Source organism: Phycisphaeraceae bacterium (assembly GCA_015709595.1).
In the GTDB taxonomy this organism is placed as follows: Bacteria; Planctomycetota; Phycisphaerae; order Phycisphaerales; family SM1A02; genus CAADGA01.
This window is the reverse complement of record CP054178.1, coordinates 2,343,093-2,365,982: the sequence shown is the minus strand read 5'-3', so window position 1 is coordinate 2,365,982 and position 22,890 is coordinate 2,343,093. Positions and strand designations below refer to the sequence as shown.

Below are 22,890 nucleotides of genomic sequence, written 5' to 3'. Positions count from 1 at the left end.
TCCAGACGCTGACAGAGGGCGCGCACCACAAGACCGGAAAGGTCTTTCACCGATTATACGGATATGACGGCCCACCCTGACGACTGAATCCAGGAAACTGGGTACCTTTTTGAAGGGTCGGCCCGATCCGGTCTCCCGCCGAATGGGAACCGGAGTTCTCTCGCCTCCGTACCTCCCGGAAAAGGAGTTCGCCATGTCCCGATCCACCATGTCCCGCCTCACGATGCTGGCGATTGGCATCATGCTGCTGCTCCCCGCGTCCCAGGCCAGCGCGCAGAGCGATGCCGATCTGCGCCGCGAGAACCAGCGTCTGGCCGCCCGTGTGGCGGAACTGGAGAAGGAGCTCGAGGCGGCCCTGCAGCGCATCCGTGACCTGGAAGCCCAGAACGCCGCGCTGCGCGGCTCGGCGACCGGCGGCCGGCAACCCTCCGATCCGGTGGAGCCCGAGAAGGTGTCGATCGACGAGTCGAAGCCCGACGCCAGCCCGCGGGCGCTGCTCGCCGCGCTCAAGAAGAACTACGAAGAGTCGTTCAAGTCCCAGTCGATGGGCGAGGCGCCGGGTTCGCGTGAGCGCTCCATGTACCTGCGAAGCGTGGAGCAGTGGCACGCGAGAATGGCACGCGAGATGCGGCAGACCGTGGAATGGCACGTGCGGATCGTGACCCAGGTGGCGTCGGGCGACAAGGGGTACACGCTCGAGCTGCAGGCCATCGACCCCAGGCATGGAACGCACCTGGGCGACCCCTTCCTCGCCACGCTGCCCAAGAACCGGGCGCGACCGATCGAGCAGGGCGGCACGGCGCGCGTGTACGTGGTGCGCGGCGTCGTGACCCCGAGACTGCGGCTCAACCCGGATCGGACCAGCGTCGGACCCGTGGACAACCCCAAGTTCGTCGGACCCTTCTCGGAGCTCAACCTCCGCGAGGTGCTGCTTGAAATCAACGGCGCGACCCCGGCGGAAACACCGGACGACGCCGGAGGCGCCGGCGGCTGACCGCCCGATGTTCAACTGGAGTCCGTCTCACGGACCGGGGCGTCCGCTTCGGCAGGGGAACTCGTACCGCATCACCCGATGATCGACCGCTTCATGCTCACGTAGTCCCAGACGACGAAGCGGTCGAGGTCGCGCCCCGCGGTGAAGAAGACGCGCCCGCCCGTCTGCTCAGCCAGCCGGTGCGCGAACTGCACGTCCTCCTCCGACTGCCACCAGTTGGGCAGCAGGAAAATGTTGATGGTGATGCCTTCGCGGGCGCAGAGCAGACCCTCGCGCAGCGTGGCTTCCTCCGTGCGCGGGTCGGGCGGATAGAGCAGATAGAGCATCTCTCCTTCGAAGTGCGCCGTGGGCAGCCCGTCCGTGATCAGCACAACCTGGCGATTGGGCGTGTCCTGCGCCGAAAGGAACTGCCGCGCCAGCTGCAACGCCCGCTGGATGTTGGTGAAGTGCGGCGGAATCTGCATCTCCAGCACATCGTCCCGGCTCATGTCCACGCGCAGGCGCACCACGGAGTTGCGCACCGTGACAGGACGGGGCAGCAGGTCGATCACCTGCGACACATGCACCGGGCGGGCGAAGGTGTACATCTCGATGAACTGCAGGAAGTCGCCGGGGTACTCGCGACGGATCAGCCCATCCAGCGCCAGGGCCATGCGCTTGGCGTTGATGTACTGCCCGTCGTGACGCATGGAACCGCTCATGTCCAGCAGCACCGAGGTGGCGCACCTGGGGCTGTTGCGCGTCAGGTGAACCTCGATGTCGTCGGAGCGAAGGGCGAAACGGTCCGCCGGCACGTTTCCCCGTCCGGCCCCGCGCCGGATCATGGCGTTGATGAGAGTCTGCGGAATGTCCATGTTGGCGACGGAGTCGCCGAACTCGTAGGGCTTGGTGCGGGGAATCTCGACCGCTCCCTCGCCGGCGACCGGTCCGACGTGGCGCCCGGATCGGGCCGCCTGGAGATCACTGAACAGCCGCTCCAGCAGCCGCCCCTGGAATGTTCGATACGCCTTGGGCGTGAGCGTGTACCCCTGCGCTCCGCGCTCCAGTCCCTGCATTTCGGCCATCTGACGCAGGTACTCGGCGATGCGCTCCCGCAGTTCGTTGAGCCCGGCCAGGTCGCCCGGCTCGGCGTAATTCGACAGCGCCTCCATGTCGATCAGACCGATGCGAGCGTTCTTCTTCGCTTCCTCCAGCTGCTGAAGGAGCTTGTCGATGGTCTCCAGTTCCTCCTTGATGGCGACGGCCTCTTCGATCGTCAGCGCCGTGCGGCCGGTGAACTCGTACTTCGACGCCAGCTCATCCACCTGCATCTTCTCGCCCAGACGTTCATTCAGGTGGACGAGGTCGCGTGCGAAGCGCGACTGCTCATCATCCATGGCGTACCACAGCCGCTCGAGGTCGCGGGGCTGCTCCTCGAGAAACGCCGAGCGGAACCGCCTGGCCAGTTTCTCCGGCGGCTTCATGCGCAGACCGAGTTCGCGGTAGCACCGGGCGGCGCGGCGCAGGACGGTCTCCGTCTCGTACGTGGCGAGAATCTTCGCCTTCCGCTGACGCAGCAGTTCGATGAGTCCGTCGATGCTCGGCCCCAGCCCGGCGATCTGACTGGGATCGATGGGCACGGCCCGGGCCAGATCCTCATCCGTCAGCGGCCGCCGCGAGCCGTACCAGAGCATCTGCTCCATGAGAGGCGAAACCACGTCCGGCCCGCCCGGGTGCGAGGGCGGCGGAAACGACACCGGGTCGTACTTCTGGTACGTGTGAACGATGCCGCCGGGCGGTACGGAATGGCGCGGCCCCGGGCGATTCATGTTCAACAATAGCCCCCCGACCGCTCACCTCACCAGCGGGTTGACGACCTTGAGATCCGGGAAGCGCGAGAAGTCGCGGTCGATGGACCAGAGTTCCTTCACGCCGTTCGCCAGGCAGATGGCGGCGATGCGCGCATCGAACAGGCGCGACCCGGTGATGCCGCTCCGCTCGACCTGCTCGCGCAGGCGTGCGAGATGGCGTGGCCCCTCTCCGATCAACTGCGCGGTACCGGTCGCAACAATGGCCTCGATGGCGTCGAAGGCCTGTGCCAGCGTCGACGGCGGCCGAAACACTGTTTGCGTCACCACCACAAGAAATTCGTGAACGCACGCCCACGGCAAGGCCCATGGGCGACCTGATCGGACGAGTTCGATCAACAGGGCTTTCGCTTGTGGATGGAGCGGCATCTCGCCTCGGTGGGCGTACACCAGAATGTTCGTGTCCAGCGCGATCACGCAGACTTCAACCTCCGGAAGCGATCGACGGTGCGCTCGCCATAGGAGTCGAGAATCAGTTGATGAAGATCGGCCAACGATTCCAGGGGAGTCGTGCCGTAGACAACCACCGGCTCAAAAGTCGACGGAGGACTCGCTTCTCGACGTTCGAGAACCAGCCGCAGGCCCTCTTCTGCGAGTGCGCGAATGGTGGTGCCATCTCGCTGAGCCAGTTGACGCGCTCGAAGCAGCACATCATCCGAGATTTCGATGGTCGTCTTCATATGGGTAACCATATCATCCAATATGGGTGGATTCCAGTCGGCACCCAGCAATATGGGTTGCCGCCCCATATCCCAGTCACCCACTCTCACGTCCGATCCGGAAACTCAAAGAACACCCGCCCATGTCGCTCCGACCGCGAGATCCGGTCCGTCGCGTACAGCCCGGCCAGCACGAACTCCACGCAACTGGCCCGCACCGCCTCGCTCTCGGATGCGTTCACCTCAAATGCCTTGTCCCACGCGGGCGGCACGCGCCGCAGGCGCTCGGCGTAGGCGGACGAAGGCAGCATGTCCCCCACTTCGATCTTGACGCCTCGGGAGAAGATGTCGGCAATCTCGCCCAGCCCGTGGTCATCCACGTATTCCTCGAACACCGTTCGGATCGCCTCGGCGAGAATCGCGTTGAGCACCTGCTTCTCCGACATCTGGTGCGTGCCCATCAGGTCCAGTTCCAGCTTGCCGACGCTGGACGCCGCCAGATGCCCCAGATCGCTGATGCGTGGCACAGCGGGCGTCTCCCCCAGCAGGATGCCGCGCCGCCGCGCGCTGGCGATCATGGTCCGGTAGTTGGCGATGGTGAAGCGAGCACTCACGCCCGACTGGTGATCCACGTACTTGCTCTTCCGCGCCGCGATCGACACCTGTTCGATGATCTCGTCCATGAAAGGCGGCACCAGCACGGGGTATCGGCCGCCCAGGTCGATGCCGGCCTCCTGCTTCATGATCCGGACGCCCTCCTCGCGTTCCCGCGGGTAGTGGGTCTGGATCGTGGAGCCGATGCGGTCCTTCAGTTGCGGAATGACCTTGCCGGAACGGTTGTACGTGGTGGGGTTGGCGCTGAAGAGGATCAGCACATCCAGGTCGAACTTGATCGGGTAGCCGCGAATCTGCACGTCCCGTTCTTCCAGGATGTTGAACAGCCCCACCTGCACCAGGTCATCCAGATCGGGCAGTTCATTCATGGCGAAGATGCCGCGGTGCATGCGCGGAATGAGCCCGAAGTGCAGCGCCTCCTCCGCACCCATGCTGGCGCCGCCCGCCAGTCTGGCCGGGTCGATCTCGCCGATGATGTCGGCGAACTTGGTGCCGGGCGCCAGCCGCTCGGCGTAGCGATCCTCGCGTCTCCACCAAGCGATGGGGATGTCATGCTCAGGCGAGTTGCGCAGCAGGTCGCGCCCCAGCTTGGTGATGGGCCGGTATGGATCCTCATGCACCGGACACATGGGGATGTCGAGATACGGAATCTCCGGGTCGAGGAACCGCGTCAGCAGCCGCATCAGTCGGCTCTTGGCCTGCCCTTTCTCGCCCAGGAAGAGCAGATCGTGGCCGGCAAGTATCGCGGTGCTCAGCTCGGGAATCACCGTGTCGTCGTAGCCGAGGATGCCGGGAAAGAGCGTCTCTCCCCGCTCGATCGCGGCGATGAAGTTCTCGCGCAGCTCCTGCTTGACCGGGCGGGACACCCAGCCGGAACGTCGCAAGTCAGCCAGTGTCGTGGGGCGATTCGCGTCCTTCATGGCATGTCACATTCGACAAGCGAACGGGATCGGATGCCCCCCGATCGATTGTACCGATTCACGCCCTGCCTCGATTCGCCCCGTCACCACCCCAGTTGATACGCGAAGATCAGCGGCGCCACGATCGTCGCGTCGCTTTCGATCACGTACATCGGGGTGTGAACATCCAGCTTGCCCCACGTGATCTTCTCGCTGGGGATCGCCCCGGAATAGCCGCCGTAACTCGTGGTCGAGTCGCTGATCTGGCAGAAATACCCCCAGTAGGGGCAGGGGCGGCGCAGATCCTGGTGGATCATCGGCACCACGCAGATCGGGAAGTCGCCCGCAATGCCGCCGCCGATCTGGAAGAAGCCGATCGTGGTCTTGGCCTGGCTCCCGGGAATCGCCCGCATGTGGACAGATTCCTCCGAGTCGTCGCCTTCCACGGGCGGGATCTCGTGGATCTCCCTTCCCATCGTGGTCCTGACGTACCACGAGGCCAGCGCGCCCATGTACTCCGGACCGGATCGCACGATGCCGTAGTTCTTGATGTCCTTCTCGATCACATGCGACACGAAGATGTTGCCCAGCGTCGAATCCTCCCACCCGGGCACGAAGATCGGCAGGTTCTTCTCGCACGCGGCGACCAGCCACGAATCCTTGGGGTCGATCTGGTAGGAATCCTTGATGAGGCCCTCCCGAATCAACTGGTAGAAGTACTCGTGCGGGAAGAACCGCTGTCCTGACGTGTCGGCGCGCTGCCAGAGTTCGAGGATCTGGTGCTCAATGGCCCGGAAGGCCTCTCCCTCCGGGATGCACGTGTCGGTGACCCGGTTGCGGCCGCGGCGCTCCAGATCCTTCTCCTGCTCCTTGGTGAGGTTGCGCCAGTTGGGGATGCGCTCGTAGTGATCGTGGGCGACGAGGTTGAAAATGTCCTCCTCCAGGTTCGCGCCGGTGCAGGAAATGCCATGCACCTTGTCCCGTCGGATCATCTCGGCCAGAGAAAGCCCCAGTTCCGCGGTGCTCATGGCGCCGGCGAGCGTGACGAACATCTTCCCACCCTTTTCCAGGTGTGCGGCGTACCCCTCGGCGGCTTCCACCACCGAGGCGGCGTTGTAATGGCGATAGTGATGCTTGATGAAACGGGAGATGTTCATGGCACGAACCACAGTCAGGGGTGATGACGGGCCGCCGCGCGGCGGCGGCGCTCAACGGGGCGGATCGTAGCACATTCAGCGCGGGAATCGCCCGCGCGGGAGCGTGGTTTCATGCGAAGCGTCACGACAGGTCAGGGGATCGACGCCAGTGAATCTCGGGCGGCGCTGGTGTTGGCCGCCGCTCTGATGGTCCTCACCGCGGCGCCGGCTGTCACAGCGCAGGATGACCCGCCTGCGCCGCCGCGCCCCGTCGCCACCGAGATCGACCTGGGGCTGGCGTTCATGGACTTTGAGCGGACCTTGCGGGCTCACCCGCTTGATGAGGCCGACATCGCCCCCGTCAACCGCGCGTTCGACAGCGCGGCGGCGGCGTTCTTCTCCCGCAACTTCGGCGCGGCGGTGCGGCGCATTCGCGAGCTGACCTTCGCTCGGCAGGGCGCGGGCGATCCCACGGCCGATGAACTCGCCGCCGCGTCGTTGCGCGTGCGGCTCGTGCCGGACGTGTTCGTCCCCGGCGGAGATGAGCAACCGCGTCTGGTGGCGACCTCGGTCTACGCCGCCGAGCAGGCCGCGGGGCGGACCATCGACTTCTCGCTTGTGCTGCGCCGGTCAGACGAAGCGGATCAGCCCGTGCGGCTGCCTTTCAACGTCACCTGGGACGAGCGCGGCGTTGCCTCCGGCGTCTCCGCGCCGCTGCGGACCCTGCCGTCCGCGCTGCCGACCGGCGACTACGAGATGACGCTGGCCGCATCGAGCCGTATCGCGGTTCCCATGGGTACATGGACGGTCGTGGACCGACCCCTGGCCGAGTCGCGGGCGGACCTGGAGCGCACGCTCGACTCGGTAAACGATCCGTCGCTGGCCCGCGCGGTCGCCATGGCGCGGTCACGGGCGTCGCTGCTGTCGGACGAGTCGGCGATGTCCAACCTCAACCTCGCGCTCATCAGGCGGGCCTCGCTGCGACACGAAGTCGAGGCGGACGTTCAGGCCATCACGTCCGGACGTGATCCGTTTCGCGGCCGCGTCGGCGACTGGTGGGTGACGCTGACGCTGAGCGAAACGACCGTGCCCTGCCGCATCTATGCACCCGCCGCGTCGGCGGAGAGCAAGCCCATGCCTCTGCTCATCGCCCTGCACGGCGCGGGGGGCAACGAGCACATGTTCTTCGAGGCGTATGGCGGCGGCGTCATCCGCAACCTGGCCGACCGGCACGGCTTCATCGTGGTCTCGCCGCTGACCTACCCCTTCACCATGCGCGGCGCGCTGGCGGGCGACCTGATCGACGCGATGAGAGGGCTGTACGAAATCGACGACGATCGCGTGTACGTCGTCGGCCACTCGATGGGCGCCATGGCCACCGCGGGCATCGCGCGGCGCATCGGCGACCGGCTGGCGGGGGTCTGCCTCATCGCGGGCGGCGGCATGGCGGGGCCGCGCGGCGGGGCGAACGATGGAGCGCCAAGCTCACCTCCCGCCCTCATCTACGCCGCCGAGATCGACTTCCTCATGAACGCCGCCGGGGCGCAGCGCGCCGCCGAGCAGGCCAGGGCCGCCGGGGCGGACATCGAGTTCCGACTCGCCAGAGACCAGGGCCATGTGCTGGTCGTCGGCGCGGTGCTGCCCGAGGCGGTGGCGTGGCTGATGGAGCGCAAACGTCAACGATGACGCGATGTCCCGGAGCAGCGAGCCGCGACCGTGGGGGGGCGGACACCGTCACTCACCCTCAAGATTGATGTTCGCCCTGTTTCAACGCCTGAAACGCTCGCAGCACACGCTCTCGCGCCGCTCGATGGTCAACGATCGGCGCGGGGTAGTCGATCCGACCCATCATCAGCGGCGGAGCCGATGAAGGATCGTGGATCACCCGGTCATCGAGATCACGGAGTTCCGGAACCCACTGGCGAATGAACGCCCCGTTCGGGTCGCATGTGCGGCTCTGCTCCGTCGGGTTGAAGATGCGAAAGTACGGGGCGGCGTCAGTCCCCGTCGAAGCCGACCACTGCCATCCGCCGTTGTTGCTGGCCAGGTCGCCATCAATCAGATGGCGCATGAAGTGGCGCTCGCCGAGCCGCCAGTCAAGAAAGAGATCCTTGGTCAGGAACATGGCGACGATCATGCGCAGACGATTGTGCATCCATCCCGTCTCGCGGAGGCATCGCATGGCGGCATCGACGATGGGGAAGCCGGTTCTTCCCTCGCACCACGCCTGGAAATCACTCTCGTTCTCGCGCCAACGGATCGCTTCCGTCTCCCGCCTGAACGCCCGCCCCATCGACACGCGGGGGAAGCCGACGAGAATGTTCCGGTAGAACTCTCGCCAGATCAGCTCGTTGATCCATGATGCCGGACCGGAGCCGGTCGCTTCGAGCCGCCCGCGGTTCGCCTCGACCGCCGCGTGCAGACAGCGACGCACCGAGATGGCACCGACGGCCAGGTACGGAGAGAGCGTGCTGGTGCCGCCGCACGCTGGCAGGTTACGCTGTGCGTGGTACTCTCGAATGCGGTCTTCGATGAAACGCTCCAGGCGTGAACGGGCTTCTGATTCTCCCGCAATCCAGCGTTCCTGTGGCGCGGCGGCGACCGGCTTGAACCCCGGAATGGCCGGCGGCACGGGGTCGGACTTCACCGTCACGGGTCGCGTGATGCGCCGCGGCGACTCCACGTCGCCCAGGCCATCCTCCGCCACGCGCGACAGCCACGCCTTGCGGAAGGGCGTGAACACGGTGTACCAGCCGCCTGTCCCCGTGCGAAGCGCGCCGGGTCGCAGGATGACCTGATCGGTGCTGGAATGCACCGCGACGCCCGCGTTTTCCAGCATCTGCGTGACGTGCTCGTCCCGTTCTCGTTCGTTGACCTCGTATTCGCGATTGAAGAACAGCGCCTCACAACGATGTTCGCGGGCCACGCCGAGCAGGACCGACGTCGCCTGGGAGAAGCGCGGCGCGGAACGGACGAGCAGCGGAACGCCAAGGTGCGACAGGTCCGCCGACAGCGCCGCGAGCGTACGCCGAACGAAGTCCATGCGGAGGTCGCCCCAGTCGTGTTCGCGCCACTGCTCGTGAGCGATGAGGAACACGCCGATCACGCCTTCCGTCGCCTGTCTGCATGCCGCCGCGAGCGCCGGGTTGTCATCCACGCGCAGATCGGCGCGGAACCATACCAGGGCGCGCATGTCAGGCGCCTCCGCCCTCAACTGGACGGTGTGCGGCTCGCAGCCCGCGGGCGAAGGCGGCCAGTTCCCCCATGCTGGAGGCGAGCATCAGGTTGTCTCGATGCGGCATGACGCGAGACGGACAGCCGCGTCCCCCGGCGACCACGTGCGCTCCCTCGAGTCGCACGTGGTCAGCCAGGGACGCCAGTTCCGCCCCACTGGTCCGTTCATGCTCGGCCACGCTCAGGCAGCGCCACAGAAGCACCGCGTGGTTCACTCTGGCCGCGCTCAGAAGGACGTGATCGGGGGTTTCAGGCCCGAGGTTGATCGGCCTCCATCCCTCCGCCGCCAGCACGGTGGCGACCATCATGGATGGCAGGATGTAGGGGTCGCCGGGCGGCGCACCGCCCACGGCGATGGGCGCGCCTTCGGGCGGCTCCGGAATCAGCCGCCGCAGTTCGCTCATCGCCTGGAGGCAGAGGTCGGTGGCGCGATGCTCGATGAAGATGCCTTCCTCGCCGTGCTTCCACAGCTCGCCGATCTCGCGCAGCGCTCGGGCGACCGGGCCGTCACAGATGTCGTGCGGCTCGTGCCCGTCGAGATACATCGCCACGATCATGCCCCGGGCGGCTTCCGCGTCGCCCTCGCTCAGGGCGGTCTGCAGCCACGCGGCGGCGCTCCCGCCCACTGAGGCCTCGCCTTCGGAAACCCGCCGCGCTCGGGACGGCATCGTGATGCCCAGCGGTCTCGGATCCACCACCGGAAGCCCCATGGCGCGGATGAACCGCACCGCCTCCGGCACCGCGATGCGCCGGTGACCTCCCGCCGTGCGAGTCACGCGCACCAGCCCGTCGTCCGCCCAGCGTTTGAGAGAGGACTCGCTCAGCCCCACGGCGGCGGCCAGTTCTCGGGGTGTCAAGGAGCGGGACATGGGAGGAGAATCGTCCAGGTGGATGAATCCGATCGAACGCTTTGGACGATTTTACTCTACGAACGCGGATCGTCCAGGAAACAAACAGCTTATTTTTCGGATTTTTTTACACATTCGACTTGACCGATCTCCGTCTCTCACTAGACTGGTGAACGATTTGAACGATTTTGGAGCCGCCATGATCGCCCGACCCGCCCAACTCCAACTCGACGACCCGGGGCTGACGGACCACTTCGCGCCGGTTCCCGACGGTGTGGGACTCGGAGAGGAGCAGGCCCCGCCCGGCGCCGTCGATCTTGAAGCCGCCGAACTGGCGGTGCGCGACCTTCTGATCGCCCTCGGAGAAGACCCCTCGCGGGACGGCCTGCGCGACACGCCCCGGCGCGTGGCGAAGGCCATGGCCCAGCTCATGGCGGGTCGATTCGCCGACCCGGCGGAGCACCTCTCGCGGATCTTCGAACAGCGGTGCGATGACCTGGTCGCACTGCGGAAGATCGAGTTGTTCAGCATCTGCGAGCATCACCTGCTCCCATTCCTCGGACACGTCCACATCGCCTACCTGCCGGATCACGGGCGAGTCGTCGGACTGTCAAAGCTGGCCCGCGTGGTCGAGGTCTACGCGCGACGGCCCCAGCTGCAGGAACGGCTGACCAATCAGATCGCCGACGCCATCGACCGCCACGTGCGGCCGCGCGGGGTGGCGGTGATCGTCGAGGCGGAGCACCTGTGCATGAAAATGCGCGGCGTGTGCAAGACACACCCATCCATGCGCACTCTCGCCTTCCGGGGCGAGTTCGAGACCAACGAACATCGTCGGGCCGAGGTGATCACGGCCCTTCTCAGCGGTTGATCCACATCGGTTTCACACCCTTGCAACGAAAGGCGGCAGTCATGAAGGCATTCGACATTCTCGCGGCGGTTCTTCTCGTGGTCGGCGGGCTCAACTGGGGCCTGTGGGGCGCGTTCCAGTTCGACCTGGTGGCCACGATCTTCGGCGGCAACACCGCCATGCTGGCCAAGGTGGTCTACATCCTCGTCGGGCTGGCTGCGGTGTACCAGATCGCCGCCGTCAAGGGGCTTTCCGCCCGCTGGGGCGCCCGCGGCGCGGTGGCCTGAGCCGAGTTGCTCGGCATTCCAAGGCCGCCGGACGAGTCGGTCGCGACCTTGCGACGGTTCATGGTTCACGACGCCCTGCCCCCACGTGCCATGAGTCGATCGGAGGCGCGACCGGCTTTCCGGCGGCCTTTTTCCGCGCGCCAGACGCCAGGTCCGAGCCACGCCCGGCGAGGCATCCGCCCCGACTCCCCACGTACCCGGGATCAGGAACCGCCGCTCGCGTTCCTTGACCCGACCCGCGGCTCCGGTTGAATAGAACCCTGCCCGGGGAGTCGCCTCTCACCGTGTGATCGCCTCCTCTCGGCACCCCGTCCGACTGGCCGAAGTGACCATTCGGCCCCCGCTTTGTCATCGTTCTCTCGGTCCCTGACCGATACGCCCCTCGTCCATGGCCACCAGGAAGAACACCTCCGCCAGCCGCACCCCCCCTTCAGCCAAGGGCGGCGTGAAGCGCGCCGGGCTCCGCCAGTCGGGCAGAGCCGGAGGCGAAGGTGGCGCTTCCGGGGGTGGCGCTTCCGGGGGTGGCGCTTCCGGGGGTGGCGCTTCCGGGGGTGGACAGTTGGTCATCGTCGAGTCGCCCGCCAAGGCCAAGACCATCAACAAGTACCTCGGTCCCGGCTTCACCGTCCGGGCCTCGGTGGGGCATATCCGCGACCTGCCCAGCAAGAATCCCAAGGGCGTCAAGCAACCGGTTCCGGGGGTGGACCTGGAGCACAAGTTCCAACCCACCTACGAGATCCTGCCGGGCAAGAAGAAGACCGTCACGGAACTCAAGCAGCTGGCCCGCAAGGCCTCCGAAGTCTGGTTCGCCACCGACTTGGACCGCGAGGGCGAGGCCATTGCCTGGCACCTGGCGCAGGAACTGGGCATTGAGCCGGCCCAGGCCAAGCGTGTCATCTTCAACGCCATCACCAGGCAGGAGATCGAGCGGGCGTTCTCCCACCCGCACCCGATCGACGAGTTCAAGGTCAACGCCCAGCAGGCGCGTCGGATTCTCGACCGCATCGTGGGCTACCAGGTTTCGCCTCTTCTCTGGAAGAAGGTAGCGCGAGGGCTGAGCGCGGGCCGCGTGCAGTCCGTCGCCGTGCGACTGATCGTCGAGCGCGAGCGCGAGATCCGCGCCTTCGTGCCCGACGAGTACTGGGAAGTGGACGTGCGGCTGGCCCTCGACGCCGCCCAAGCCGCGAAACTCGGCCCGGCGTGGAAGCAACTCCTTTCCCAGCGCGATGAGAAGGGCAAGCCGCCCACGCTCAAGGTGCGCAACGCCTGGCTCGGTGAGCGTAAAGCCGTCTCCGCCGAGCTGGCCGAACTGGGCGGCTCGAAGTTCGAGCTCACCTGCCCCGCGGCCGAGCCGCGCGACCTGTCGAAGGACGTGGAGCGCATCGCCGCCGCCGTGGGGCTGCGCGACGTGCGCGTCGCCAGCCAGCCGAACCCCGACGGGAAGGGTCCGGCGAAGACGCTGCGCACCGTGTCGGGCACGGTGGATCCCGGGGCCCGCTACCGGGTGGCGTCCATCGAGACCAGGCGGACGACTTCGCGCCCCGGCCCGCCGTTCATCACGTCCACGCTGCAGATGGCCGCCTCCACCGCGCTGGGTTTCTCCACGCAGCGCACCATGCGCACGGCCCAGGCGCTGTATGAGGGCGTCAACATCCCCGGCGAGGGACAGGTCGGGCTCATCACCTACATGCGCACCGACTCGACGCACCTTTCGGGCGAGGCGCTGAGCATGGCCCGGGAGTACATCGGCCGCACGTTCGGGCCCAGGTACCTGCCCGAGAAGCCCAACTTCTACGGCTCCTCCAACAAGGACGCGCAGGAAGCCCACGAGGCCATCCGCCCCACCGACGCATCCCGGCACCCGGACACGCTGGAGGGCATCCTGCCCCCCGAGCAGGTGAAGCTCTACCGCCTCATCTGGAACCGCTTCGTCGCCTGCCAGATGACCGAGGCGCAGTGGGACGCCACGACCATCCTCCTGCGCCGCTCGGACAAGGACACCGGTGCGGTCCTCAAGGCGACGGGGCGAGTGCTGGTCTTCGACGGCTTCTACCGCGTCTCGGGCGTGCCCGCCGCCGCGGAGGAGCAGACGTTGCCGCCGCTGAAGGAAGGGCAGGAGCTCACGCCCTTTGACATCGACGCCGGGCAGCGATTCACGTCTCCCCCGCCCCGCTACACCGAGGCCTCGCTGGTCAAGAAGCTCGAGGCCGAAGGGATCGGGCGTCCGTCTACCTATGCGTCAATCATCCAGGTGATTCAGGATCGCGCCTACGTCGAGCAGATCGACCGGCGATTCCACGCCACCGATCTGGGCGAGGTCGTCACCGACAAACTCATCGAGGGCTTCCCCGACCTGATGGATGTGGGCTACACGCGCGAAATGGAAGCCCAGCTCGACCGCATCGAGGAGCAGCACATCGACTGGACGGCCATGCTCGCCGAGTTCTACCGCGAGTTCCGTCGGTCGCTTGAACGCGCCCACGAGGAGATGTCCCACGCCAAGGCCGAGATCGAGCCAGCCCCCTACAAGTGTCCGAAGTGCGGTCACCGTACGTGCTATCGCTTCGGCAAGAACGGGCGTTTCCTCTCCTGCTCCGCCTACCCCGCGTGCGACTATGCCGCCCCGATCGACCGCGAGGGTCGCCCGCTGCTGCCCGAGCGCGTCAACATCGCCTGCCCGGAGGATGGATCGCCCATGATTCTGCGCACCGGGCGGTTCGGCCGCTTCCTTGCCAGCGTGAACTACCCCGCCGTCAAGTACATTCTGAACCTCGACAAGAAAGGCGGCATCAAGTATCCCGCCCCGCCGCCGGTGGTGACGGACCTGCCCTGCCCCAAGTGCCAGTCCCCGCTCAACCTGCGCGACGGCAAACGCGGACCGTGGCTGGGCTGCTCGAAGTTCCCCAAGTGCCGCGGGCGGCTGGCGTGGAACAAACTTGATGGTCCCACACAGCAGCGGCTGGAAAGCCAGCTCGCGGAACACATGAAGAGTCACCCGCCCATCGACCTGCGCACGCTCGACGGCAAGCCGATCCCGGATGGCACGCCCATCCAGTCCCTCCTCATCCCCGGCGGTGTGGCTCACCTCGAGATCCACCCCGACGCCGCGGCGGAGAGGGAACGCGAGGCGGCGTGAACCGCCTCGATAGCCACGATCAGACGCCGGGCACGCCTCCTTCCGCCCCCGCGGATCAACCCGATGACGAAGACGGCCCGGGCATGTCGCGCCCGGGCCGTGTCCACGCCCACGCAGTCAGACGATCGGGACGCTTCACTTCTTCAGGTCAGCCAGTGAGGCGCCGAAGTTGATGTGAAACGGCTTGCCCTCGATCACCAGCGCAGGCACCGACTTCACCCCGGCGCGCTCCGCCTCGCTGATGCGGGCCTTCGACTGGCCCAGGTGAACGACTTCGACCTTGAACTTCGATGGATCGAGCGAAGTCGCCAGCTGGCGCTCCGCGTCCACGCAGATGGGGCATCCGGCGTGATAGAAGGTGGCGGTTTTCATGATGCCTGGCTCCTGAAATCGGGTGAAGGCGAGGCGCCCGACGCCGGAGACGCCCCGACGACGGGCCGACCCTCGATAAACAGCATCCACAGACGCTCGCGCTCGGGCGGCGCGGCGACGTCGTGCTCCGGACAATCCAGCCGCAGGTCGCCGTCTCCAAGCGGCGCATCCACGTAGGCGCAGTGGTGCGGGCGCCGCTCCCCCGGATGGACGTTGGGCCGGAAGAAGCGGCACGTGACGCACAGCCGCGCCACGGGAATGTGACCGGCTTCCTGCAGCGCGTGAATCATCTTCACCACCGCGCGTGTGAGCGTGGCCCGCTCCATCTCGTCCATGGCGTCGATGGCTCGCAGCAGCGCCTCGGGCCACAGCGTCGAGGCGGCGGCACGCCGTGCGCCGCGACGCGACAGACGCACCTCCACCCGGCGGCCATCCACCTCGGACCGGGTCCGCGTCACCAGCTTCTTGCGCTCCAGGGCGGCGACGGCGTCGCTCACGGTGGGCGGCGTCACCGCCATGTCCCGGGCCAGTTGCGTCATGGTCCGGCCCTGGCCGTCCCGCACCGCGAGCAGGGCGAGGATCTGCGACTGCGTGGGCGTCAACCCGTCGCGCCCGCGCTCGGCCCAGGCGTGGTGCCGCATGGCCATGCTCAGCCGGGCCAGCCCGGCGGCGAGTCTCGTCGCCGCTTCATCCGCCAGAACCGGCTCGGTTCGAGTTGGTCCGGACATTTGCATAGGAGTCCTAAGTATATGGCCAACCACCATCCTGTCAAGCCCGCGAGTAAGGCGGCCCCGCCGCCGATCCCGGCCCGCGATACGGGAACCGTGAAGCGGCCGACGGTCCGCGCCGGTTCATTGACAATCGGGAGAATCCGTCCTTTACTGCCCACTCGGGCCAGCGCCCGCGCCTCACGGGGTGTAGCGCAGTTTGGTAGCGCGTCTCGTTCGGGACGAGAAGGTCGGAGGTTCAAATCCTCTCACCCCGACTTTTCGAGAGTTCAAGCCCTTCGGCGAGCACGTCGAAGGGCTTTCTCGTTGTAAACACGAGGGTTGCGCCGTCCAGCCGGCAGTTCAAACAGACGATTTCGAGCAGCCGGCGCCTGGTGGCGTAGTCGGCCGTAACCCACTGTTCTTGCAGGGTTTGCGAGAGTTCAAACGCCTTCGACGCCAGTTCCGCCGTCTCGTCGTGCGAGCGGTCCAGCACGTCGAGCTGGAGCTTGATCGACGCCAGCCGGTCGCGGAGTTCCGTGTGCTTGCGGGCGAAGGTCTCCTGGTCCACGTCGTCGGCCAGCCGCAGGTTGAGCAGCCGATCCTGCTGATTGACGAGCAGGGACGCCTGCCGCGTCAGTTCCTCCCGCTGGGCGCGTGAGTCCCGCTGCGCGTCCCGCGTCTGTGAGGCCAGGACAAGGCGGAACCAGTCGCGGACTTCCGGGTCCTCCACCTTCATGCGGCCGAAGAGCGCGAGCACCTGCCGGTCCAGTTCCGCTTCCGTCACCCGCACGCGCGGATGCCCGGGCGCGGTGTAGCCGCTGCACCGGTAGTAGACGTAGTGCCGCTCCCCTGACTTCGTCTGCTTCGTCTTGCGCTCGCCGGTGACGGCGCGGCCGCAGTGGGCGCAGGCGATGCGGTCGCCGGCGTAGGTCATCTGGTGGGTGTGGTAGACGTGGCCGCCGAGCAGGGCCTTCACGCGGGCCCACGTAGCACGGTCGATGAGCGGCTGCTGCCGGCCCGGATACCACTGCCCCTTGAACGGGATTTCCCCGATGTACGAGCGGTCCGTCAGCATCGCGTGCAGCTTGCTGCGGGTGAACTTCGGCGCTTCCGGCCGGTAGGTCAGCCCCTCGACGTGCAGCCGGTCGCGGAGCGCATCGAGCGTGAGCGGCTCGTAGGCGTAGAGGTGGAAGATGCGCTTGACGTTCTCCGCCGCCGGCGGATCGACCTCCGAGATGCAGCGCCCGTCCCGGCGGATGTTCCTGTAGCCGTAGGGCGCCCTGCCGACGAACCAGCCTTCCTGAACCCGCCGGGCGAGGCCCTCCTTCACGTCGAGGGACTGCTGCTCGGTGTAGAAGCTCGCCATGTTGGCGAGCGTCCGCCGCATCATGCGGCCGGCGGGGTTGTTCTCCGTCGGCTGCGAGACGGAGATGAAGGCGAGGCCGTACTCGCTCTCCAGGCGCTCAAGCTCCACGTAGTCGAAGAGGTTGCGGGCGGCGCGATCGACCTTGTAGAAGAGCAGCCCGTCGAGTTCCTCCGCGTGCTTCTTGGCGTAGGCGATGAGCTCGCGGAAAGTCTTGCGCTCGTCGCTCTTGCTCGCCGTCTCGGCGATGCGGAAGAGCCGAACAATCTCGCCGCCGGCGGAGGCGGCGTACCGCCGGAGCGCGTCCTCTTGGACCGCGAGCGAGAAGCCCTCCCGTTCCTGTTCCCGACTGCTGACCCGTGCCAGGGCGACGAACCGCTTCATGACGCTCACTCCCGCGACAGAACCGCGAACAACTCTCCGGCGTTGCGGAGTATTGTAACGGCGTCTTCGGGCGTGAGCCTCTGCGCGTAGTACGGCTGCCAGACCTGGAGCGTGCGGCGGATGAGCTCCGGCGTGATCCACTCCGGCGTGCCGGGAGGGACGGCGACAGGCGCGTCGCCGCGCGCCTTCTCCGGTTCTGGATGGACCTTCCGCGTCCGCACGTCCTCTCGCCTCCCTCAGGTCTGGTGCTGCCGCGCCATGCGGTCGCGCAGGCGCTGGTAGGCGACGGTCACTTCCTTGAAACGCTGCACCGCTAGCTCGACCAGGTGCGGCTCGACGTTCTTCCCATTCAAGCCGTCGGGGTGGTACTTGCGGCAGGCGTCGCGATAGGCGCGCTGCACGTCGTCCCATGAAGCGCCGCGCTTCAGGCCGAGCACGCCGAGATCGTCGTCGGTCGGGTCGGGCGACGCCGGCGATTCCTGCGCGTGCGCTTCCTCTTCGTCGCCCGGATACCAGCGATGGTTCGGGCGACGCCGGCGCTTATGCTCTCGACGCCGCTGTGCGTATTCGCTCGCAAACTGCTCCACGTAGCTCGCCACCTGGGCGAACTCAGCCCCCGCTCGTTCCAGGAAATACCGCGTCCCGGACGACGAAACGGAAACAAAGGGGGCGAGGCTGAACCGCATGTGGAGCACGAGCCGCCCCTCGCTCTCGTAGCACACCGCCGCCACGATGACCGGCAGCGCATACCACGGCCCGCTGCCGGGGCCGCGAAGACGCCGAAGACCGTCCTCGCCACGGCGGAATCCGTCGCACTCTCCGACGCTGTTGACAAGCGTGCAGCCACGTGCAGTCAGATAGCGGATGACCTCGCGTCGGGCGACAGCCGGCGACATGTACGCCCGCAACGTCGCGCTCGACGCGAACTCTGTCCTGGCATTCCCACGGCTCCGCCAAGCCGACCACAGGCCGCTCAGCACCGCCGCAACGATGAAGACCACGTCCATACGCGGCTCCCTTCTGCGCCGTCAGTCGCGCTCCTGCTGCGGGGGTTCGGGTTCGCGGCCCTTGTCGGCGTCGCGCTGCTGCTCGGCCTGCTTGAGGCGCTCTTCGAGGATGGACGGCTGTTCGTCGGGGTCGAGCGATTCGCCCTGGCGCTCCTGCATCACTTCGCCGGGCGTCTTTGTGCCGTAGATGCCGTACACGGTCGGCTGCGCCACGTTGGATTCGGGATAGAGAGCGCCACGCAGTTCCGCGAGGCCCTGGCGGAACATGGCCGAGGCGTGCCCGGCGCCGATCTTCTGCGTTGACTCTTCGCGTACCATGATTCAGGTCTCCTGTGATTGAGTGGATTACCGTCCGTCGCGCATGCGGCGGAATGCGGCCGCCATGTCGCGCTGTTCAACAAAGGCGTCGTGCAGGTCCATCGAGCGACGATGCTGGAGCGCGCCGCTCATGCCCGACGAGGCGGCGGCGCACATGCCGGCCAACCCCAGGTACACCGCGAGCGGGACGCTGATGGTGGCCACGCACAGCGCGATGAAGAGCATGTAGAGCGGCTCGATGACCGTCTTGATCCGGTGTTCGGAGCTGCGCTTCCAGACCTTCGCGAGCGTCGGCGTGCCGTTGTAGAGCGTGTGCGGTTGCGCACCGCCGCGCCGGATGCGCGACTTCGTGCGAATCCGCGCCGAAAGCAGCGCGAGCCAGTAGAGCGCGAGGTAAACGAGCATCGGCTCGGCGCTGTGGCCTTCCCAGAAGACGGGCCAGAAGAGGATGCACAGCGTGCCAGCCGCGGCCTGGAGGCCGAAGTAACGCTCGCCGAACGAATCCGAGCGGCGCAGGAAGACCTCGACCGTGACGCCGAGCGTCCGGGTGATGAACGTCATCACACCCAGGAAGTTGTTGAAGTCCTTCTTTGATGCGACCGGTTCCGGTTCCTGCCGTTGCCACATGATCAGGTCTCCTGTCCGCGTGCGCGCAGTGACCGCGCGGGCGGTCAATGCCGCCTTTCCTTGCCGTTCACTTCATGCTGGCGCTCAAGTCTTCTGGTTGAACTGCACCGGGAGCCAGCTTCGACCCGATGCGTTGAACACCCGTCCGTTCTGAAACACGATGCCGTCCACGATCCACTTCGGAGGCCCGCCCGTTCGCAGCCGCGTGAACTCGCGCGGTTCGACCTCCGCCTCCATGACCTCAGAGAAGCCGCCGCTCGTCGTGCCGTTCTCCCGCGCCCAATCAAGCCCGAGCAGAGCACTCACCTGGTCGTCCGCGGCGTGCGAGTGATTGCCGCTTGCCCTGCACTGCAACGTGCGGCCGATGAGCCGCGAGGCCCACTCGTTCGTCACCGGGTCACTGTTGCCGTGAAAGACCTTCGTATTGAGGTTGGCCAGCAGCGAGTCGGTCTCGACGCGGCCCTTCTCGCTGCCGCCGAGAGCGGCCACGAAGTTGCTGTAGTTCTGGCTGAGCAGCACCGTTGCCACCCATGCCGACCGGCACGTCGCCTGGAACTGGAAGTCGTAGCTGGTGAGGAAGTGCTGCGCTTCATCCGCCCACAGGAACACCGGTCGGGGATTCGCCTGCACACTGCGCCGTTCGATGCAGCGCTGGAAGGCATACTTCCACAGCACCTGCGCGAACTGCCCGACCTCCCCGAACTCCTTGACCGGCAGGTCGATGAGGATGATCCTGCCGTCCTGCACGGCTTCCGGCGTGATGGTCGTCTCGCCGCAGAAGAGCTCCCGCAGCATTCCCCGGTTCAGCACGTCCACGAGCGATGTGAAGGTCGAGACGATGACGCTGCGCGTCTTGTCACTGAGGGAAGGGAACTCGCGCAGCCAGTAGTCGGCGACGATCTCGAAATCCGCCCGCTCGCGCGGTGTCTTGTCGCGTTTGTCTGCCTCCGAGAGCCAGCGAAAGCACTCGGAACCAGCCTTCCATCCGTCCGAGCAGACCTGTTCCGGCGACGCGGGCGCGGAAACGACCACGCGGTAGAGGTCCGGCACCGCGATGCGACCCCTACCCAGGGCCAGGAGGTCCACGACGTTGCGGCAGAGCTGGCGCAGGGCACGCTTCCAGTATCCTTCGTCATCCCGCCCGCCGCCGCCAGCCGACTGCCGCTCCGCCACTTCCAGCACTGTTGAGAGCAAGTTGACCACATTCTCGGTCAATCCCGCGCCGCTGCCTTTGCGGGTCATCTCGTGGTCGAGGAAGTTGAAGCGATGCGGCTCGCCCGGGCCGAAGACGACCAGGTCGTCGAGCCGCTTCGTCTCCCGGCAGTAGCCCTCCCACAGGGCGCGCTCGTCCGCCTTGGCGGTAAGCACCAGACCGCCGAAACCGCACGTTAGCATCGTGCGGGCGAGCAGCCGGCCGGAGCCGCTCGTCTTGCCCGAGCCGGTCGCGCCGAGGATGAGTGCGCCTTCCACCGCGTCGCGCAGCGTCCAGGCGTCGTCCCGCGACCAGTGCAGCAGCGGGAGCGCCAGCAGGTCGGAGGGCCCGCGCACGGCGGGCCTGCGTTTCCTGAAGAGTCCGAGCATGGCTACTTGCCCGCCTTCCGCTTGGCGTCCTCTTCCGACTTCCACAACGTGGCGATGATGAACAGCACGAATGTCGGGATGAGTTCCATGATGAGTCTCCTACTTGCCGTTGCCCGAGATGCTCCTGGCGACTTCCGCCAGCGGCCGACCGTCGGCGCCGGCGTCCCGGAGCTGCTCGGCAAGGTCCATGAACCAGGTGATGACCGAATCAACACTGAGCGTCGGTGCCGACACGGCGACTGAACGCCCCTCGCCCAGCCGGATGACGACGCGCTCGCGCGCAACCCGTTGCCGCGTGCTCGTTCGAGGAACGGGCCGGCCCGCTCTGACGGCCTTCGTCTCCGCGACCAGGCGGTCGCGCGTCAGCCGGCCTTCGAGCACCGCCTGGATAAGCCGCTGCCGCTCCGCCGCATCCGGCACGGTGACGATCTGGTAAGCGCTGCTCATCGGAATGCGCCCCGCGTCGATCTGGTCCTGCACATCGCGCGGCAGCACGAGCAGCGAGAGTAACTTCGAGATCGTGCCGGGGGACGGACGACCCAAGCGCAGCGACACCTCCGCCGCCGACCAGCCCGTCGCCTGCATCAGCTCGTGCAGCGCGCGGGCATGCTCCGTGACTTTCAGGCCCTGGCGCTGGGTGTTCGCCAGGAGTTGCAGCGTCACACGCTCCGCCGGCGACGGGGCCTTCTCGGCAATCAGCATCGGCACGGTCGCAAGGCCGGCGCGCCGCGCAGCATCGAGCCGGCGGTGCCCGTCGTCCACGATGATGGCGTCGCCTTCGTAATGGCCGAGCAGCGGCACGAGGATGCCGTTCTGCGCGATGCTCTGTGCCAGGGATACCTGCTCTTCCTCGTCGAGCCGCGCCCGCACGTTGCCGGGCGACACAGGCTTGTTCGTCGGAACCTGTTGTATGACGTGTCCCGGCATGGTCATGCTCTCCCTGCTCTCTCTTCCTTCCGAAGCAGCGTCTGCACGGTGAGGGCAATGACGCCGAGGTCATCCAGTTGTCCCAGCACCGGCAGAAAATCCGGTGCCAGATCGATCGGGGATACGACGTACAACAGACAGCCAAGCACGATGGCGATCTTGCGCATGGCAGCGCTCCTCCTGACCCGCCCGGCATCCGCCGCGTGCCTCCCGCCGGCGGGCCGTCGGGCGGGGTCGCGTGTTTTCTGCCAGGTTCTAGAGGGCGGGAGCCAAAACGCTCAACATCCGCAAACGGATTGCGGAGCGGCCGGGCGGGATTGATTACGGATGGAGGGCAGCTTTGGGGGTCAGCGAGACCTGCCGGCGATGCCCCGGGCCTGTTCGGCCGCAGCGGACTCGAAGTCGCGCACGAGCTGCCAGGTCTGCTGGATGCCGGAACTCACGCCGAACAGCTTGTACGCCCGATTGAGCATCTCGACGAGGCTGCGCCCGTCGTCGTGGAGTGGATTCGGCAGCCCCAGGACTTCGGCGAACGCCTTCTCGGCGAGCCTGAGTTCCCAGCGATGAGTCGCAATGGTATCAATGCCCGTGGCACCGAGTCGATCCAGTACAGGCGGACGAAAGAGAGTGGGTTCCCGCGCTCGCATCTGCCCGAGCGTAATCGCGTCGCTCGGGAACCTGATGCCCCTCGGATCGAATCGTGGCGCTTTCGTTTCTTCCCCCATGTGCCTCCGGTGACGCCATTTACTTAGCGGCTCTGCCCCTTGTGTCGTTTGGCCTGTTCCACTGCAGCGGCCTCAATGTCCCGCACTAGTTCTCGCGTTTGATGCATCCCTGCGCTAAGTCCGTACTCTTTGTATGCCTTGTTGAGCATCCCGATCTGATCCTGCCGCGTGTCGCCTATCGGTTCAGGCCGACCAAGCGCCAGCTCGAATGCCCGGTCGGCGATCTGTAACTCCACGTTGTGCACGAGCAATGCGTCGATTTCCCAGGCCAGCGCCTTGCCCATCCCTTGGATTGTGAAAATGGCTGGGTCCTCCGCGCGCATTCGGCCGAGCGTGATCGCATCGGTTGGGAACTTGATGCCCCTCGGATC

General features: G+C 66.6%; 24 protein-coding genes and 1 tRNA gene. 6 read left to right on the top strand and 19 right to left on the bottom strand.

Going from position 1 to position 22,890, the window contains the following annotated elements:
* Positions 1-193 precede the first annotated feature (193 nt).
* Complete coding sequence (locus tag HRU76_10020) at positions 194-994, top strand: DNA-binding protein (GenBank protein QOJ17897.1); 801 nt, start codon at positions 194-196, stop codon at positions 992-994.
* A 71-nt stretch (positions 995-1,065) separates the two neighbouring features.
* On the opposite strand, the gene HRU76_10015 is transcribed toward HRU76_10020, so the two are convergent.
* The 5 genes from HRU76_10015 to HRU76_09995 all read right to left on the bottom strand — a co-directional run bounded on the left by HRU76_10015 (position 1,066) and on the right by HRU76_09995 (position 6,171).
* Positions 1,066-2,802 (bottom strand): VWA domain-containing protein, encoded by a 1,737-nt coding sequence (locus HRU76_10015; protein ID QOJ17896.1) that lies wholly within the window; start codon positions 2,800-2,802, stop codon positions 1,066-1,068.
* A gap of 24 nt (positions 2,803-2,826) precedes the next feature.
* The gene (locus HRU76_10010) at positions 2,827-3,258 is read right to left on the bottom strand and encodes a PIN domain-containing protein (protein QOJ17895.1); all 432 of its coding nucleotides are present in this window, start codon (positions 3,256-3,258) and stop codon (positions 2,827-2,829) included.
* Complete coding sequence (locus HRU76_10005) at positions 3,255-3,521, bottom strand: DUF2191 domain-containing protein (protein ID QOJ17894.1); 267 nt, start codon at positions 3,519-3,521, stop codon at positions 3,255-3,257. Before HRU76_10005 ends, HRU76_10010 begins: the two co-directional genes overlap by 4 nt.
* Positions 3,522-3,607: 86 nt before the next feature.
* The gene (locus HRU76_10000) at positions 3,608-5,035 is read right to left on the bottom strand and encodes a magnesium chelatase (GenBank protein QOJ17893.1); all 1,428 of its coding nucleotides are present in this window, start codon (positions 5,033-5,035) and stop codon (positions 3,608-3,610) included.
* A gap of 83 nt (positions 5,036-5,118) precedes the next feature.
* Positions 5,119-6,171 (bottom strand): deoxyhypusine synthase family protein, encoded by a 1,053-nt coding sequence (locus HRU76_09995; GenBank protein QOJ17892.1) that lies wholly within the window; start codon positions 6,169-6,171, stop codon positions 5,119-5,121.
* A 111-nt stretch (positions 6,172-6,282) separates the two neighbouring features.
* On the opposite strand from HRU76_09995, the gene HRU76_09990 reads away from it, so the two are divergent.
* A complete protein-coding gene (locus tag HRU76_09990; GenBank protein ID QOJ17891.1) occupies positions 6,283-7,836 on the top strand; it encodes an alpha/beta fold hydrolase in 1,554 nt (517 codons plus the stop codon).
* A 58-nt stretch (positions 7,837-7,894) separates the two neighbouring features.
* Here HRU76_09990 and phrB read toward each other — a convergent pair whose 3' ends face one another.
* Positions 7,895-9,343, bottom strand: a complete 1,449-nt coding sequence (gene phrB, locus HRU76_09985; GenBank protein ID QOJ17890.1) for a deoxyribodipyrimidine photo-lyase — start codon at positions 9,341-9,343, stop codon at positions 7,895-7,897.
* 1 nt (position 9,344) lies between these two features.
* Positions 9,345-10,253: a B12-binding domain-containing protein gene (locus tag HRU76_09980; protein ID QOJ17889.1), complete on the bottom strand. Its 909-nt coding sequence runs from the start codon at positions 10,251-10,253 to the stop codon at positions 9,345-9,347.
* Positions 10,254-10,431: 178 nt separating this feature from the next.
* Between HRU76_09980 and folE the strand changes: the two genes are divergently transcribed.
* From folE to topA, 3 genes are all read left to right on the top strand, one after another.
* Entirely contained in the window at positions 10,432-11,103 is a 672-nt protein-coding gene (gene folE, locus HRU76_09975; GenBank protein QOJ17888.1) for a GTP cyclohydrolase I FolE, read from the top strand.
* A 41-nt stretch (positions 11,104-11,144) separates the two neighbouring features.
* Positions 11,145-11,369 (top strand): DUF378 domain-containing protein, encoded by a 225-nt coding sequence (locus tag HRU76_09970; GenBank protein QOJ17887.1) that lies wholly within the window; start codon positions 11,145-11,147, stop codon positions 11,367-11,369.
* 388 nt (positions 11,370-11,757) lie between these two features.
* The gene (topA, locus tag HRU76_09965; GenBank protein QOJ17886.1) at positions 11,758-14,505 is read left to right on the top strand and encodes a type I DNA topoisomerase; all 2,748 of its coding nucleotides are present in this window, start codon (positions 11,758-11,760) and stop codon (positions 14,503-14,505) included.
* A gap of 135 nt (positions 14,506-14,640) precedes the next feature.
* Here topA and HRU76_09960 read toward each other — a convergent pair whose 3' ends face one another.
* Together HRU76_09960 and HRU76_09955 are read right to left on the bottom strand one after the other, a co-directional pair.
* The gene (locus HRU76_09960; GenBank protein ID QOJ19164.1) at positions 14,641-14,880 is read right to left on the bottom strand and encodes a thioredoxin family protein; all 240 of its coding nucleotides are present in this window, start codon (positions 14,878-14,880) and stop codon (positions 14,641-14,643) included.
* On the bottom strand, positions 14,874-15,605 hold the full coding sequence (locus HRU76_09955; GenBank protein QOJ17885.1) for a winged helix-turn-helix transcriptional regulator: 732 nt from the start codon (positions 15,603-15,605) through the stop codon (positions 14,874-14,876). Before HRU76_09955 ends, HRU76_09960 begins: the two co-directional genes overlap by 7 nt.
* Before the next feature lie 183 nt (positions 15,606-15,788).
* On the opposite strand from HRU76_09955, the gene HRU76_09950 reads away from it, so the two are divergent.
* Positions 15,789-15,862, top strand: a tRNA-Pro gene (locus HRU76_09950).
* Here HRU76_09950 and HRU76_09945 read toward each other — a convergent pair.
* The 10 genes from HRU76_09945 to HRU76_09900 all read right to left on the bottom strand — a co-directional run bounded on the left by HRU76_09945 (position 15,844) and on the right by HRU76_09900 (position 22,803).
* A complete protein-coding gene (locus tag HRU76_09945) occupies positions 15,844-17,334 on the bottom strand; it encodes a recombinase family protein (protein ID QOJ17884.1) in 1,491 nt (496 codons plus the stop codon). The two genes, HRU76_09950 and HRU76_09945, sit on opposite strands and share 19 nt — an antisense overlap.
* A gap of 5 nt (positions 17,335-17,339) precedes the next feature.
* Positions 17,340-17,555 (bottom strand): hypothetical protein, encoded by a 216-nt coding sequence (locus HRU76_09940; GenBank protein ID QOJ17883.1) that lies wholly within the window; start codon positions 17,553-17,555, stop codon positions 17,340-17,342.
* A 15-nt stretch (positions 17,556-17,570) separates the two neighbouring features.
* Positions 17,571-18,341 (bottom strand): J domain-containing protein, encoded by a 771-nt coding sequence (locus HRU76_09935; GenBank protein QOJ17882.1) that lies wholly within the window; start codon positions 18,339-18,341, stop codon positions 17,571-17,573.
* 21 nt (positions 18,342-18,362) lie between these two features.
* Positions 18,363-18,659: a hypothetical protein gene (locus HRU76_09930; protein QOJ17881.1), complete on the bottom strand. Its 297-nt coding sequence runs from the start codon at positions 18,657-18,659 to the stop codon at positions 18,363-18,365.
* A gap of 27 nt (positions 18,660-18,686) precedes the next feature.
* Entirely contained in the window at positions 18,687-19,334 is a 648-nt protein-coding gene (locus tag HRU76_09925; protein QOJ17880.1) for a hypothetical protein, read from the bottom strand.
* A gap of 36 nt (positions 19,335-19,370) precedes the next feature.
* A complete protein-coding gene (locus tag HRU76_09920) occupies positions 19,371-20,867 on the bottom strand; it encodes a TraM recognition domain-containing protein (protein QOJ17879.1) in 1,497 nt (498 codons plus the stop codon).
* A 99-nt stretch (positions 20,868-20,966) separates the two neighbouring features.
* A complete protein-coding gene (locus HRU76_09915; GenBank protein QOJ17878.1) occupies positions 20,967-21,800 on the bottom strand; it encodes a ParB/RepB/Spo0J family partition protein in 834 nt (277 codons plus the stop codon).
* Complete coding sequence (locus HRU76_09910) at positions 21,797-21,961, bottom strand: DUF1232 domain-containing protein (protein QOJ17877.1); 165 nt, start codon at positions 21,959-21,961, stop codon at positions 21,797-21,799. The genes HRU76_09915 and HRU76_09910 overlap by 4 nt, the downstream gene beginning before the upstream one ends.
* Positions 21,962-22,141: 180 nt before the next feature.
* Entirely contained in the window at positions 22,142-22,441 is a 300-nt protein-coding gene (locus HRU76_09905) for a hypothetical protein (protein QOJ17876.1), read from the bottom strand.
* 101 nt (positions 22,442-22,542) lie between these two features.
* Positions 22,543-22,803: a hypothetical protein gene (locus HRU76_09900; protein QOJ17875.1), complete on the bottom strand. Its 261-nt coding sequence runs from the start codon at positions 22,801-22,803 to the stop codon at positions 22,543-22,545.
* Positions 22,804-22,890: the final 87 nt, after the last annotated feature.

Coding starts and splice junctions, on each gene's coding strand:
- HRU76_09935 (QOJ17882.1), bottom strand. CDS start 18,341: ATGGACGTGGTCTTCATCGTTGCGGCGGTGCTGAGCGGCCTGTGGTCG.
- HRU76_10020 (QOJ17897.1), top strand. CDS start 194: ATGTCCCGATCCACCATGTCCCGCCTCACGATGCTGGCGATTGGCATC.
- HRU76_09980 (QOJ17889.1), bottom strand. CDS start 10,253: ATGTCCCGCTCCTTGACACCCCGAGAACTGGCCGCCGCCGTGGGGCTG.
- phrB (QOJ17890.1), bottom strand. CDS start 9,343: ATGCGCGCCCTGGTATGGTTCCGCGCCGATCTGCGCGTGGATGACAAC.
- folE (QOJ17888.1), top strand. CDS start 10,432: ATGATCGCCCGACCCGCCCAACTCCAACTCGACGACCCGGGGCTGACG.
- HRU76_09910 (QOJ17877.1), bottom strand. CDS start 21,961: ATGCGCAAGATCGCCATCGTGCTTGGCTGTCTGTTGTACGTCGTATCC.
- topA (QOJ17886.1), top strand. CDS start 11,758: ATGGCCACCAGGAAGAACACCTCCGCCAGCCGCACCCCCCCTTCAGCC.
- HRU76_09995 (QOJ17892.1), bottom strand. CDS start 6,171: ATGAACATCTCCCGTTTCATCAAGCATCACTATCGCCATTACAACGCC.
- HRU76_09915 (QOJ17878.1), bottom strand. CDS start 21,800: ATGACCATGCCGGGACACGTCATACAACAGGTTCCGACGAACAAGCCT.
- HRU76_09990 (QOJ17891.1), top strand. CDS start 6,283: ATGCGAAGCGTCACGACAGGTCAGGGGATCGACGCCAGTGAATCTCGG.
- HRU76_09970 (QOJ17887.1), top strand. CDS start 11,145: ATGAAGGCATTCGACATTCTCGCGGCGGTTCTTCTCGTGGTCGGCGGG.
- HRU76_09945 (QOJ17884.1), bottom strand. CDS start 17,334: ATGAAGCGGTTCGTCGCCCTGGCACGGGTCAGCAGTCGGGAACAGGAA.
- HRU76_09920 (QOJ17879.1), bottom strand. CDS start 20,867: ATGCTCGGACTCTTCAGGAAACGCAGGCCCGCCGTGCGCGGGCCCTCC.
- HRU76_09930 (QOJ17881.1), bottom strand. CDS start 18,659: ATGGTACGCGAAGAGTCAACGCAGAAGATCGGCGCCGGGCACGCCTCG.
- HRU76_10000 (QOJ17893.1), bottom strand. CDS start 5,035: ATGAAGGACGCGAATCGCCCCACGACACTGGCTGACTTGCGACGTTCC.
- HRU76_09900 (QOJ17875.1), bottom strand. CDS start 22,803: ATGGGCAAGGCGCTGGCCTGGGAAATCGACGCATTGCTCGTGCACAAC.
- HRU76_09905 (QOJ17876.1), bottom strand. CDS start 22,441: ATGCGAGCGCGGGAACCCACTCTCTTTCGTCCGCCTGTACTGGATCGA.
- HRU76_10005 (QOJ17894.1), bottom strand. CDS start 3,521: ATGAAGACGACCATCGAAATCTCGGATGATGTGCTGCTTCGAGCGCGT.
- HRU76_10015 (QOJ17896.1), bottom strand. CDS start 2,802: ATGAATCGCCCGGGGCCGCGCCATTCCGTACCGCCCGGCGGCATCGTT.
- HRU76_09955 (QOJ17885.1), bottom strand. CDS start 15,605: ATGTCCGGACCAACTCGAACCGAGCCGGTTCTGGCGGATGAAGCGGCG.